The organism is Sporosarcina ureae (genome assembly GCF_002082015.1).
In the GTDB taxonomy this organism is placed as follows: domain Bacteria; phylum Bacillota; class Bacilli; order Bacillales_A; family Planococcaceae; genus Sporosarcina; species Sporosarcina ureae_A.
On the sequence record NZ_CP015109.1, the window covers coordinates 562,280 to 576,480 of the forward strand.

At 40.8% G+C, this 14,201-nt stretch carries 11 protein-coding genes; 2 read left to right on the forward strand and 9 right to left on the reverse strand.

Annotated elements, in window-relative coordinates:
* Nucleotides 1-74: 74 nt before the first annotated feature.
* The 5 genes from cydC to SporoP17a_RS02835 all read right to left on the reverse strand — a co-directional run bounded on the left by cydC (nt 75) and on the right by SporoP17a_RS02835 (nt 6,917).
* Nucleotides 75-1,802, reverse strand: coding sequence for a thiol reductant ABC exporter subunit CydC (cydC, locus tag SporoP17a_RS02815; protein ID WP_083032146.1), 1,728 nt, complete (start codon nt 1,800-1,802; stop codon nt 75-77).
* Nucleotides 1,799-3,520 carry a thiol reductant ABC exporter subunit CydD gene (gene cydD / locus SporoP17a_RS02820; protein ID WP_083032148.1) on the reverse strand — a complete coding sequence of 574 codons (1,722 nt, stop codon included), beginning with the start codon at nt 3,518-3,520 and terminating at the stop codon, nt 1,799-1,801. The genes cydC and cydD overlap by 4 nt, the downstream gene beginning before the upstream one ends.
* Nucleotides 3,520-4,536 carry a cytochrome d ubiquinol oxidase subunit II gene (gene cydB / locus SporoP17a_RS02825; protein ID WP_083032151.1) on the reverse strand — a complete coding sequence of 339 codons (1,017 nt, stop codon included), beginning with the start codon at nt 4,534-4,536 and terminating at the stop codon, nt 3,520-3,522. The genes cydD and cydB overlap by 1 nt, the downstream gene beginning before the upstream one ends.
* A complete protein-coding gene (locus SporoP17a_RS02830) occupies nt 4,523-5,926 on the reverse strand; it encodes a cytochrome ubiquinol oxidase subunit I (protein ID WP_083035858.1) in 1,404 nt (467 codons plus the stop codon). Before SporoP17a_RS02830 ends, cydB begins: the two co-directional genes overlap by 14 nt.
* 496 nt (nt 5,927-6,422) lie before the next feature.
* Nucleotides 6,423-6,917, reverse strand: a complete 495-nt coding sequence (locus SporoP17a_RS02835; RefSeq protein ID WP_083032153.1) for a hypothetical protein — start codon at nt 6,915-6,917, stop codon at nt 6,423-6,425.
* A gap of 335 nt (nt 6,918-7,252) precedes the next feature.
* Between SporoP17a_RS02835 and SporoP17a_RS02840 the strand changes: the two genes are divergently transcribed.
* A complete protein-coding gene (locus SporoP17a_RS02840; RefSeq protein WP_237262412.1) occupies nt 7,253-8,677 on the forward strand; it encodes a catalase in 1,425 nt (474 codons plus the stop codon).
* 50 nt (nt 8,678-8,727) lie between these two features.
* Here the strand turns inward: SporoP17a_RS02840 and SporoP17a_RS02845 are convergent, their stop codons facing one another.
* Together SporoP17a_RS02845 and SporoP17a_RS02850 are read right to left on the reverse strand one after the other, a co-directional pair.
* On the reverse strand, nt 8,728-9,543 hold the full coding sequence (locus SporoP17a_RS02845) for a DUF368 domain-containing protein (protein ID WP_083032159.1): 816 nt from the start codon (nt 9,541-9,543) through the stop codon (nt 8,728-8,730).
* A gap of 189 nt (nt 9,544-9,732) precedes the next feature.
* Entirely contained in the window at nt 9,733-11,109 is a 1,377-nt protein-coding gene (locus tag SporoP17a_RS02850) for a polysaccharide deacetylase family protein (RefSeq protein ID WP_083032162.1), read from the reverse strand.
* Between the two features lie 400 nt (nt 11,110-11,509).
* On the opposite strand from SporoP17a_RS02850, the gene SporoP17a_RS02855 reads away from it, so the two are divergent.
* The gene (locus SporoP17a_RS02855; RefSeq protein ID WP_083032165.1) at nt 11,510-12,484 is read left to right on the forward strand and encodes an oxygen-dependent tRNA uridine(34) hydroxylase TrhO; all 975 of its coding nucleotides are present in this window, start codon (nt 11,510-11,512) and stop codon (nt 12,482-12,484) included.
* Nucleotides 12,485-12,578: 94 nt separating this feature from the next.
* On the opposite strand, the gene pstB (SporoP17a_RS02860) is transcribed toward SporoP17a_RS02855, so the two are convergent.
* Nucleotides 12,579-13,355, reverse strand: coding sequence for a phosphate ABC transporter ATP-binding protein PstB (gene pstB, locus SporoP17a_RS02860; protein WP_083032168.1), 777 nt, complete (start codon nt 13,353-13,355; stop codon nt 12,579-12,581).
* Between the two features lie 13 nt (nt 13,356-13,368).
* Complete coding sequence (gene pstB, locus SporoP17a_RS02865) at nt 13,369-14,169, reverse strand: phosphate ABC transporter ATP-binding protein PstB (RefSeq protein ID WP_237262413.1); 801 nt, start codon at nt 14,167-14,169, stop codon at nt 13,369-13,371.
* Nucleotides 14,170-14,201 lie beyond the last annotated feature (32 nt).

The window sequence follows — 14,201 nt, forward strand, 5'->3', positions numbered from 1 at the left end:
TGTCTTTTCTGTTAAAGAAATGACATCGTCGGTTTCGTTTATTCGTTTATACTAGTCGCCATAATGTAATCCATTTATATACCTTGATCCAATGCATACAGCTGACGATACCTCTCATTCGTAGCTACTAGTTCTGTATGTGTCCCGTTCATGACGACTTCCCCATCATCCATGAAAAGAATACGATCCATTTTTTCCATTCCCATTAAATGATGTGTGATCCATACGACCGTTTTATCTTCTAACGAGTGATGAAGCGTTTCGACAAGGGAGTGCTCTGTTACCGGATCCAAACCGACAGTCGGCTCATCCAAAATAACAACTGGCGTTTGTTTTAATAATATTCGCGCCAAAGCAATTCGTTGACGCTCTCCGCCTGAGAATCTTTGTCCTGTTTCTTCCATTTGAGTTTTCAAGCCTTCGGGAAGTGATTGCAAATACTCATATAAACCGACTTGTTCAGCTACCCGTTGTACGTCCTCTATAGTAGCAGACGCTTTACCCAATTTTATGTTATTCAGAACTGTTGTGGCAAAAAGATAAGGCTTTTGATTTAAGACGCTCATGATCTCATACATAGAGTCTCCATAGAGAGAGGCGGATTGTTCATTGACATGTACGTGTCCGCTTGTCGGCTGAACAGTGCCTAATAATAACTGTATAAGAGTGGATTTTCCTGCGCCACTCTTACCAAGTACTGCAATTTTTTCACCTGGTTGAATGACAAGTGAAATATTTCGTACCGCATGTTCTTGCTCACCTTCATAACGATAACTCACATCATCGAGGACTATAGACACTTCATCTACATCATCTAGCTCCAGTGCGATTTGATTCACTGTAGTGTTTTGCTTATGAATGTTGTCAATCCTTTGCAAAGATGCTTCATAAGCAGGTAATCGTTCGATCGCGAATGACACAGGAATCAAACCTTCCAAAATCGGCAACGTCACCAATGTAAATGCAGCAATATACGTAGGTGCCAATGAACCTGTTGCCGCTTGCTGTCCTGCCCAAACACCGACAACTAAAACTAGTAATCCAGAGAAAATTTGCAATTGCATCGTTCGAGATTGTTGCCAATACGCTAATTTTTTATCAATGGCATGGCTTGCATGACTTTCTTCTTTAAATGAAGCAAGAAATTGTTCTTTTCTCCCGCTGATGATCCAATCACGCAAACCAAAAATTCCTTCTGTCATTGTATTATATAATTGACTGTGAAGTTTTTTCGACTGCAGTTGATTTTTCTTCATTATATAAAGGGAAAGCATGGGATAAACAAATGTCACAATCGCCAGCAACACCGCCATAATAAGCGCAAATTTCCAATCATAGACCGCCAATACAATTACCGAAAAACTGAATAGAAATAAACCGATGACCGTAGGAAATAGCGTACGAATATACACATCTTGTAAATGTTCAATATCATCCGCTAGCGCCCCAAGTAAATCGCCCGTTTGAAAACGGGAACGAATGAATAATGCTTGTGGCTCGAGTACGTGATATAGCTGGACGCGCATATCCGCAATAATCTTCAATACGGCATTGTGGCCGAGCAGACGCTCTACATATCGTAACGCTGCACGCGAAATACCAAATGTCCGGACTGCCACGATCGGAATATAAACGAGTAATATCGTTTCAGGCCTTTCCGATGTACGAGAAATTAAGTATCCTGATGTAAAAGTCAACATCGCAGCCGAAAGAATGGTCAATGTTCCGAGCAATATAGTCGATAAAATCGTTTTATTGTATTTACGGGCGTAGGGAAGTATATGTTGTTGGTACAAGTTCATACAGCATGCCCCCTTCCACGCGCTTCAAGTAAACGACAGTAAGCCCCGTCTTGCTGCAATAATTGTTCGTGAGAGCCCGTTTCCACCACTTTACCATTTTCTAGTACTACGATGGTATCCATTTCCTGCATCCAATGAATACGATGCGTCGCAAACACCACGAGTTTGTCTTCTAGAAGCGGTAACATCATTTGCTTTAATTCATGCTCTGTTTCAATATCCAAATGAGCAGTTGGCTCATCAAATAATAAAATTTGACGACGTTGCAGTAACGAACGAGCGAGCGCGATCCGCTGTTCTTCTCCACCGCTCAGCACCCTTCCACCCGCTCCGATCCGTTCTTCATAACCTGCCGGGAATGTTGCGATCAACTGATCCAGACCCACGCGCTCTGCCGCATCTTGTACTTCCTGCAATGTAGCATCTGGTTCATAAAAGCGGATATTTCCCATGACAGTATCCGGGAAAATCGTAGGATGCTGTGGAATATACGCAATTTGTTTTTGCCAATCAGCAGTAGCTAAGTGCGGCAATTCTTGTCCGTCTAGCACACAACTTCCATCAGTCGGTAGTGTGAAACCTGATAAAACATCAATAAGTGTTGATTTTCCTGCCCCTGAATGACCAATAACGCCTACTTTTGTGAATCCATGTAGTTCTAAGTCCAACCCTTCAAATATAGTTTGTTCATCGATTTTGACTTGAACATTTCGTAACGCCATCTTTGCCTCGTCGTTCCAAGCGGCAATCGGTGAAACAATCACTGGCTGAACGGTTGTTTCCTCTTCCAAGATATTGTGAATTTGTAAGCTTGCATCCTTGCCATCAGCTGTCGCGTGGAAGTCGTTCCCTAACTCTCTAACAGGAGAGAAAAACTCAGGCGCCAAAATCAAAATAGCAAGAGACGGTTCAAGTAGAATTTGTCCGTTGATCAATCGCAGACCGAGTTCAACCGCCACTACCGCTACAGATAGACTTGCAAAGAAATCCAATGAAAACGAAGACAGGAACGCATAACGCAACGAACGATTCGTCGCCACACGATATTTATTACTGACTATCGCAATGGATTGCTCATGCGCTCGGCTTCGTCCTAAATATTTCAACGTCACAATCCCCCGTAACGAATCGACAAAGTGCCGAGATAATAAACGGTACGTATCCATTTGTTCATCAATTTTCTTCTTCGAAACCAATCCAATGAGTATTAAGAAAATGATTAGAATCGGCAACACTATAATAAGTGTCACAGCCGACATGATATCTAATGTAAAGACATATACCACAATGACAAACGGAACAATAGCCATCGCTAACGTCCGCGGTATTAGCAATTCTAGATACTTTCTGAACTTCGGGACGCCTTCCAAACCAAGTGTCACCAAATGTCCAGACCCATATTTCCCAACTACTTGAGGACCTAGATCAAAGATTTTCTTCAGTAATTGTTGCTCGTAATCCTTTGCTGTTAAATCGGCGAAGCGATACGAAATACGCTCTTTTGCCCATTGAATTACATGACGCAAACTGTTTGCGACGACAAAAATCACAAATGACCGAAGTGCTTCACTCCAGTCTGCACCTTGGAACAATTGTGTAATGGCTTTCGCTAAAAAAATCGCTTGAATTACAATGGCGATGGATTGAACTACAGTAAGTAGTCCAATCAACACCATCACTTGTTTACTTCCTTTGTATTGAAGCAAATATTTATCCATTAGTATTCTAGATGCTCCTTATCACCTGTCAACCGTTTACGGAACACGTAATAACTCCAAATTGTATACGCCAAAACGATTGGCACCATAGTAAATGCTACGATTGTCATGATCTTCAATGAATAGTCTCCTGAAGCTGCCTCTGCAATCGACATATTAAATGCAGGGTCCATTGAACTGATCATCACATTCGGGAATAACGCGATGAAAATGCTTGCCATGATCATGATCAACACTAAACCAGTCATCGTAAAGCTCAGTCCTTCTCGCTTCGTTTTCAAGAAGAAGAACAGTAAACCGTATAAGACCAGCGCCAGACTATATAATGGGATCAGAATCGTACCATGATCTGTAAAGGCGTCTGTGTCCAAATACGTAAAGATGATAAACAAAACTAGGAATACTCCAGACAATGCATACACTTTACGTGCTGCTGCATTTGCACGCTCACGTAACTCGTCTACAGTTTTTAAGCCGATAAACAGCAAACCATGCAGATACGACAATAGGACAAATGTCACACCGCCAATAACTGTGTAGACATTGACGAAGTCCGTAAAGCTTGCATACATGTTCATATCTGCATCAATCGGTAATCCACGAATCAAACTCGTGAAAAATACGCCAAATAGGATTGGAGGTAAGATACTCCCAATGAATACCGCCCAGTCCCACGTCTTGACCCAAGCTTTGGAATCGACTTTATTACGAAACTCGAATGCTACACCTCGAATGATGAAGGCTAGCAACAAGACAACAAACGGTAAATAGAAACCACTAAAAGCGGTCGCATACCAGTGTGGGAATGCAGCGAACATCGCACCACCCGCTGTAATCAACCAGACTTCATTCGCATCCCACACAGGTCCAATTGTATTCATGACAATACGTTTCTCCAAATCATTACGCGCCAAGAACTTCGTACTCATTCCAACGCCGAAGTCAAATCCTTCTAAGAAGATAAATCCTATGAATAGGACAGCGATCAATATAAACCAAATATCACTTAATGGCATGTCCTGCACCTCCAGTTTCAAATGGATCTGTTGCCGATACATCCTCTTCCGGTTGTTCTTCGGGGCCACGCTGGATGAATTTTACGAACAATACGACCATGATGATACCGAGGATCGTATAGATGGTAGAAAAGGAAATAAGTGAAAATAGAATCTGCCCTGCTGAGACGTTTGGTGAAATCCCATCAGCTGTTTTCATCAGGCCATTTACTACCCATGGCTGCCGTCCCATTTCAGACATAATCCAACCAAATGAATTTCCTATAAACGGTAGGAAAATCCCCACTATTAAAATTCGTAAGAACCAAACGGACTCCATAATTTTCTTTCGGAACATGAGGAACAAACCAAGTGCGCCTAATCCAAGTAGTGTACCGCCTGTGATCACCATTATACGGAAGCTCCAAAATGTCGTTTTAACAGGCGGAAGATATTCTCCTTCCCCATGCTGGTCAATCATTTGTTGTTCTAATGCATTCATACCTTGTACTTTCCCTTTAAACTCACTGTATGTTAAATAGCTCAACATATAAGGTATATCGATACGCTTAGTTGTCTCTCTTTTTTCCACGTCAATCTTGGCAAACAACGTCCATGCAGCCGGATCACCGCTATCTTCCCATAGCGCTTCTGCCGCAGCCATCTTCATTGGTTGTGCATGCATCAAGTATTGAGCTTGAGCGTGACCTGTAAATGCAATACCGAGACCTGACAACATACCAACGACTAATGAAATCTTCAAAGACTTTTTAAAGAAGTCTACTTGTCTTTTCTTGATCAAATACCACGCACTGACACCGACAACGAAGAATGCGCCCGTAGCGAAACTTCCAAAAATCGTATGCGGGAACGCAACCCATAGTTTTTCATTCGTCAGCAAGGCGACTACATCATTCATTTCCGCACGGCCATTTTGTAGTACATAGCCTGTTGGATTTTGCATGAATGAATTAGCTGCCAAAATCCAGAATGCGGACATAACCGTTCCGATTGATACTAACCAGATACAAGCTAAATGTAATTTCTTCGGAAGCTTATTCCAACCAAATATCCAAATTCCGATAAATGTAGATTCTAGGAAAAACGCTAGTAAAGCTTCAATTGCTAGTGGAGCACCAAAGATATCCCCAACAAATCTAGAGTAAGCCGACCAGTTCATTCCAAATTGAAACTCTTGTATGATTCCGGTCACTACGCCGATCGCGAAGTTAATTAGGAAAAACACACTCCAGAACTTCGTCATTTTCAAGTACACTTCATCTTTCTTCACTACATACATCGTTTGCATGATCGCTATAATCAGTGCTAAGCCGATGGATAAAGGGACGAAAATGAAATGGAACAATGTAGTTGATGCGAATTGGATTCTCGCTAATAAGACTTCTTCCAACATTTTTGCTGATCTCCTTTCGAACTGTGTCTCTATTACCTAGAATAACGCAGAACAAAAATTAGTTCGTGAACTATGTACGATATTCCTGTTACAAACCTGCAAACTTATGACGAAACTGTCTAAAAGTTATGGCGGCTTTGTAACAACACGTGAAAAATGACGATTTGACTGAGTTTCGATGGTTTTTCTCTTACGCTTCGTGGTTTGTAGGCTGAGATTCCTGTTGGTAGGACGGATCCTTGGTTCATTATCGGGCGGATGACTATTTTGAGCGGGTAACGAGTATGATAGAGCGAGTGCTTTGTAAGTTTGAGCGTTTAGAAGAAGCTATAGAGCGGGTATGCATGAACTATGAGCACTTGACGAAAGTTATGAGCGTTTGAGCTGTTGTTATGATCATTTGCTAATTGACTAAGCACTTCATCCAATATGTCAATCTTCGAATATACAAAAAAAAGACCTACTCCCCATATAAGGAAGCAAGTCGTTTTAATTATAACGTATCTATTATTTTCATAACTTTATCGTAGTCAGGATGTCCTTTGTGAAGATAGATAATGAAGTGATCTATTTTTTTCACGGCCAACTGCTCTGTCTTACTTCCGATATACACTGGAAGATTGCCTGTCTCTTTTACTATTCCAAGGCGCTCGTCAGATGGATTCAGTTTATAAAGGTGTAATGGAAGTAACGCATCCCCATTGATCGTAACTATCATGCCACTTTCCGCATTAAACATATCAATCGCAGCTTCTGCTGGTTCACCTACTGTTAAACCCGCCTGTTCCAGCCGACTTACTACGTTTTGATATAACTCTTCGTCTGTCACAGCTGCCACAACGACTTCCTCTTCTTCTGGAGCTTTAGGAGTCAGTTCAGGTGTTTGCCCTGGTGGTGCTGTCTCTTCTTCATCACTACATGCGACTAATACTAATGATAAACTGCTCAGTACTATGGCATAAAGAAACCATTTTTTCATAGTGCTCATATATTGATATCCTTTCTCTGCAAAACATTTTCTACTGTTAGTATACATCATTCTACAATGATACTTAATCTAAATCGTATTTCTAGACAAATAGTTAGCGACAAATTATGATAAATATACAGTACATAATAACCTGTACTTACTAATAATTATTGCTAGATGATAATTATTATAATTAAGGCTTTATTTTTTGATTACGCTTTGGTATAATACTATTCATAGGTTACAAACCAACAACTGAGGAGGAATATATTTTGAATAAAAATGAGAACAATTCTCAAAAGAGAAAATTAACGACCGCTGCAGGTGCACCTGTAGTTGATAACCAAAACTCTATGTCCGCTGGTCCAAGAGGTCCGCTTCTATTACAAGATGTATGGTTACTTGAAAAGTTAGCGCACTTTGATCGCGAAGTCATTCCCGAGCGTCGTATGCACGCAAAAGGATCAGGAGCATACGGTACTTTTACTGTCACGCATGATATTACAAAGTATACGAAAGCAAAGCTATTTTCCGAGATTGGTAAACAGACAGAAATGTTTGCACGCTTCTCCACTGTTGCAGGTGAACGTGGTGCAGCAGATGCGGAGCGCGATATCCGTGGATTTTCTTTGAAGTTCTATACGGAAGAAGGAAACTGGGACATGGTCGGAAACAATACGCCTGTATTCTTCTTCCGCGACCCATTGCAATTCCCTGACTTGAATCACGCAGTAAAACGTGATCCTCGTACCAACATGCGTAGCCCGAAAAACAACTGGGATTTTTGGACTGGACTACCTGAAGCGTTACACCAAATCACTATTTTAATGAGCGACCGTGGTATTCCTCGTTCATACCGTGAAATGCATGGTTTCGGTAGCCATACGTTTAGCATGATCAACGAGAACAATGAACGTCACTGGGTCAAGTTCCATTTCCGTTCCCAGCAGGGGATTGAAAATTTGACAGATGAAGAATCTGCGGCAACCATTGCAACGGATCGTGAAAGCTCCCAACGCGATTTGCTCAGTAATATCGATAATGGCAATTTCCCTAAATGGAAAATGTACATTCAAGTGATGACAGAAGAACAAGCCATGAACATGCCATACAATCCATTTGATTTAACAAAAGTTTGGTATAAAAAAGACTTCCCTTTAATTGAAGTCGGTGAATTCGAATTAAATCGCAACCCTGAAAACTACTTTGCTGAAGTAGAACAAGCTGCGTTTACACCAGCAGCTGTCGTTCCGGGTATCGGATTCTCACCTGATAAAATGTTGCAAGCCCGTCTATTCTCTTATGGCGATGCACAACGTTATCGTCTAGGTGTCAATCATCACCAGATTCCTGTTAACGCACCAAAATGTCCGTTCCACAGCTTCCACCGCGATGGTGCAATGCGTGTTGATGGTAATATGGGCTCCACTACTCACTACGAGCCAAACAGCTACGGTGAGTGGCAAGAACAACCAGACTTCAAAGAGCCGCCACTAAAAATTCATGGCGACGCAGATCACTGGGACTTCCGTGAAGATGACGATGACTACTTCACACAGCCTGGTAAGTTGTTCAATATTTTGAACATGGAAGAGCAACAACGTTTATTCGAAAATACTGCACGTAATATGGGTGACGCTCCAAAAGAGATCAAAATCAAGCATATCCGTCACTGCTACTTAGCGGATCCCAAATACGGTGAAGGTGTAGCAAAAGCATTGGATATCCCAATGGCTGATGTAGATATTGAAAATACCACAACGATTGTGGAAGAGTAAAATCCTATACAAAAACCGCTTGGAGATTCACTCCAAGCGGTTTTTACATTCTACGCTTTATCGCCTACACCATTTAATATATTGGCAATCAAAAGACCAAGGACAATGGCAATCACACTCATGACAAACGGCGTACCACTTTCAGGCATGCCTGGGAAAATCACAAAAACCGATCCGATGATTAATCCCATGATTACGGCAAACATTCCGGTATGGAAATTGGAAAGTAGGTAGCGTATTAATTTACTGCTAATTATAAATCCAAAAGCTATCCCACATCCTGTGGCGATAATAATCGGTATATTAAAGTCTGAAATAGCCGTAATGACTGTTGCATAAACACCTATCAATAGTAAAACAAAAGATCCACTCACTCCTGGCAACAGCATCGCCATACTACCTGCCCAACCAGATAAGAATAAAATAACGGTATTTTTAACTGTCAGATGTGTAATCGTTATGGGATCAATAGGATTTATAAAAGCAGTAGAAGCTAGTGCGCCTGCGACTACTAACATGAAAACAATATGATGAAATTTAAAGCTCTTTCTCAATCCAGCTTGCTTAGAAACAAATGGAATGACACCTACAATTAACCCTAAAAAGAAGTATTGCGTAGGTTCATGATAATGCTTCAGTAAATACGAGATCACTTTACTAAATAGAATGATCGTTGCGCCCATTCCGATACCAAGAGGTACGAGGAATCCGATATGTTTCTTCCAATCTTTACTAAAAAATCCGCTTATTGAAATAAGCAACTGATCATAGATCCCTAATATAAATGCAATCGTTCCGCCACTTACGCCAGGAACTAGGTCACTGATGCCCATCAAAAACCCACGATATAAATTTCTCCATTCCATGCTCGTCGTTCCTCCAATGATTTCATTCGGTTTAGTATATCATGCTGTGTTTCACTAATTACAGTTCATCACTATTTTTTTATTACATGTTACAGCTATTTGAACAGTCTATGAACAGCCGTACGTATATAGGACTGTACAAAACAAAAGTTGTTCCATTGTTAAACAAAACAATGGAACAACTTCCTATTAATAATCATCCATTTCAGATACAGTCACGAATTTATAGCCTTGAGACTGCAAATTTTCAAGTACCGCGTCCAGTCCATCTGCTGTGGATTCATGAATATCATGCATTAAAATTATACTACCTGCACGTGTATCTTTTGTAATATGTTCTAATAACAGCTCCGGATCATGATGCTCCCAGTCCAAAGTATCTACATTCCATAAAACTACAGGTAATTTTGTGCTTTCTCGCACTCGATCATCTACCGCACCGTATGGAGGCCTAAACACAGTTGCCGGCTGCCCAATTACCGCTTCAATAATATCCGATGTACCTTTTACTTCACTTTGAAGAAGTTCATCGGGTATACCTGTTAATGAAGGATGATTCCATGAGTGATTACCTATCTCATGACCCGCTTCGGCTACTTTCTTGGCAATGTCAGGGTAGGCATTTACCCGATTACCTAGCATAAAGAATGTAGCTTTTGCATCGTATTTCTCAAGTGTTTGCAATATCCTAACCGTATAATTTGGATCTGGACCATCATCAAACGTTAGAGCAATGGTTTTTTCCTTTTCAGCATCATCTGTTGCTACTTGGAATTCTTTTGCTAAGAATGGATTCAATTTTCGTAGTGGGATTTCTACTGTTGCCGGCCCAGCTTGCCTTTTGGTGAATTCACCAGTACCAAAATAAAGATTGAGTGAATCGTCTGTTAAGGCGAAGTTACGATAGTTAACCCACATCGGCTCAGTAGGATGCCAAACACTTTCCGTAATCACATCATCTTCTAACGATGGACTATGATGTATTTCGTTTCGCACGACACTCGCCATCCGTTTGAGTTTCTCCAGATTATGATCCACAATATCTTCAATTGTTAGCTCGTTCCCTGTTTCAGGATTGATATGAAACGTTTGGATTTCCGTTTGACTATCTTGATCAGCAAAATACGTAACGGCTTGCATGACAAAAGAATAATTCCCCGATAGATGCTGTAGCGTTTCAAAAGATACATCTAACCTGGACACCCTGTTTTTCTTTTGTTGCTGAGCGGCATATGTCATTTTCAATTCATCTACATAGTCTAACACCTGCTGATTAAAGGGATCGTACTCTGTTTGCGGATAACGAATGACAAAAGGATACTGCGAGTCATCCGTTTTCTCTGTCAACATTTTAATGCCTGGGTAAGGTGATGTCCTTGACTCTACCGACACTTCCTGTTTCGGTGCAGGGATGACTTCATGTGTTACCTGTTTAGCAGGGCTAGCTTCTTTATTTTTCATAACATTTACAATTAATAGTAGCGTAATAGATACCAATGATATGATTGTAATAATTAATGCTCTATCGATCCAAACTGATCGACGTTTTCTATTTGTATCTTTCATGAAAAGACTCCTTTACTTCACACTACCTAGCATTGATTGTACATTACATTTTACTAGCGACAGGTCCACTATACCTTCACGTTCAAAAGTATTCTGTATGCTACTTCTATTTTTCACAATCAACTATCTTTACTTACTACTGATATGTATGAAAGTATTTCCATCTCTTAGTATACAACAAATCAGTTATGATACAAAGCCATGTGTAATCACGTTTTGCTTTAATAAAAGGCATTTAAGTGAAATACCGTTTTGATTCCTTTTCTCGAAAATAAAATTATGCTATACTATTCAGGGCCCGTTTCTTGCAAATTCGGGTTCAAGGGACGCACGGTCCCTTTGTACACACCGATCTCGGCTGTTGTCTATTGCAAAGATCAAACAGAAGGCGGTAATTTATATGGAAAAGAAAGACTATCGAGTATTATTGTTTTATAAGTATGTAACGATTGAGGAGCCTGAAGAGTTTGCGGCTTCACACTTGGAATTCTGTAAAGAAACCGGATTAAAAGGGCGTATTCTTGTAGGCGCTGAAGGCATCAATGGTACTTGTTCCGGAACAATTGAACAAACAGACGCGTATATGGAACATATGAAAGCTGATCCACGTTTTGCTGATGTATGGTTTAAAATTGATGAAACAGATGGCCACGCATTCAAAAAAATGCACGTTCGCTTCCGTCCGGAGATTGTCAATCTTAGCTTACCTGAAGATGTGAATCCGTTAGAACTTACAGGTGAATATTTAGAACCTGAAGAGTTCTTACAGCAAATGCAAGATGAAAACACCGTTGTATTAGATGCTCGTAATGATTATGAGTATGACCTAGGTCATTTCCGTGGTGCGATTCGCCCGGATATTGAAAACTTCCGTGATCTTCCAGAATGGGTAATTGAAAATAAAGAACAGCTTGAAGGCAAGAAGATTCTTGCGTATTGTACGGGTGGAATTCGTTGTGAGAAGTTCACTGGCTGGTTGAAACGCGAAGGTTTTGAAGATGTAGCGCATTTGCACGGCGGTATTGTTTCTTACGGTAAAGACCCTAAAGCAAAAGGACAGTTATGGGACGGTCAATGCTACGTGTTTGATGAGCGGATCGCAGTTCCAATCAACCAAGTAGAGCATGTCATCGTAGGACGCGATCATTTTGATGGCACGCCTTGTGAGCGCTATGTAAACTGTGCAAATCCTGAGTGCAATGCGAAAATTCTATGTTCAGAAGAAAATGAACACTTCTATATGCGCAGTTGTTCAGACGATTGCCGTACACATCCTCGTAATCGTTATTTTGTGGAACACGATATGACAGTAGATGAATACGACGCACGAATGGCGAAAATTGAAGCTTCACGTGCAAGCGAAACAATTTCTTAATACACGAACAGCCAGCCTTCTTTTATAGAGGGCTGGCTGTTTACTTTATTATGTAACAAGTTGCGATACTATTTACATTTTCCGCTTCACCCAGTCAACCAAATTTTCCTGCTATATAATCTTTCGTCTCAGAAAATTGCGGGTTGTTAAATATGGTGTCTGTCTGTCCATATTCTTTTACTTCTCCATTTAGGAAGAATGCAGTGAAATCAGAGATTCTAGCGGCTTGTTGCATATTATGCGTGACGATGATAATCGTATAATGCTTCTTTAACGTTTTGATTAATTCTTCGACTTTGGCCGTAGAGATTGGATCTAAGGCTGAAGTGGGTTCATCCATTAATACTATCTCCGGCTTGGTCGCTAATGTGCGTGCAATGGTTAACCGTTGCTGTTGCCCACCTGAAAGACCTGTCGCAGATTGGTCCAATTGATCTTTCACTTCGTCCCATAGAGCAGCAGCGCGTAGATTCTCTTCTACGATTTCATCCAGCACCTTTTTATTTCTTTCTCCATGAATACGCGGTCCATACGCAATGTTTTCATAAATCGAAAATGGAAAGACGGATGCATGTTGAAAGACCATTCCTACTTTCTTTCGCAACTCCACGGGATCAATAGATGAATCTATAATATTTTCTTTACCGATCCAAATGGCTCCTTCTGTCCTCACACCGGGAATCAAGTCATTCATGCGATTCATTGTCCGTAAAAAAGTGGATTTTCCACACCCTGACGGTCCTATAAGCGCAGTGATTTTCTTTTCTTCAAACTTCAGATTGATATTTTTTAGCGCGTGATGCGCACCATAATAAAATTGTACATCTTCCGTTTGAATGGCTGACCGTTCTATAGTTTCTACAACATGCATTTCGATGCCCTCCCTATCCAATGCGTCCATTGATGTAATGTGCCGTTTGTTCATGACGTGGAGTAGTGAAAATCTGTTCAGTGGGACCATGTTCCATCACACGCCCCATGTAAAAATAGGCTACTTCATCCGAAATACGTGCAGCTTGTTGCATATTATGTGTGACGATCACAATCGTATAATCTTTTTTTAACTGTGAAATCAGTTCTTCGATTTTCGCCGTAGACACAGGATCCAGTGCAGAAGCAGGTTCGTCGAGTAATAAAATACTGGGTTGCATCGCAAGTGCTCTCGCGATACATAGACGTTGTTGCTGGCCACCTGAAAGACTTAAGGCAGATGTATGTAATTGATCTTTTACTTCTTCCCAAAGAGCCGCCTTTTTCAGACTATCTTCCACAATTCTTTGTAATTCCTTCTTATCCTTCACTCCGTCTCGCATGGGTCCCGCTGCCACATTCTTAAAAATAGATGTAGCGAATGGCACAGGTCGTTGAAATACCATTCCAATCTGTTTGCGTATTTCATGTACATTCACTTGAGGTGAGTGCAAGTCTACCCCTTGATAAAAGATTTCTCCTTCTGTACGGCAATTGTCTATGTCATCATTCATTCGATTAATAGAACGTAGAAAAGTAGATTTCCCACACCCTGATGGACCAATTAATGCCGTTACAGAGTGTTTGGGGAATATTAAGCTGACTTGATCCACTGCACAATGCTCACCGTAATACACCGACAAATTAGTAGTTTCCAACACGGAATGGCGTTGAAAGTCCGGACTGTCAACCAGTTTAGTTCTATCGGTTTTCATTGTGACAGGTTGTAAAGCAACTGATTGCATAA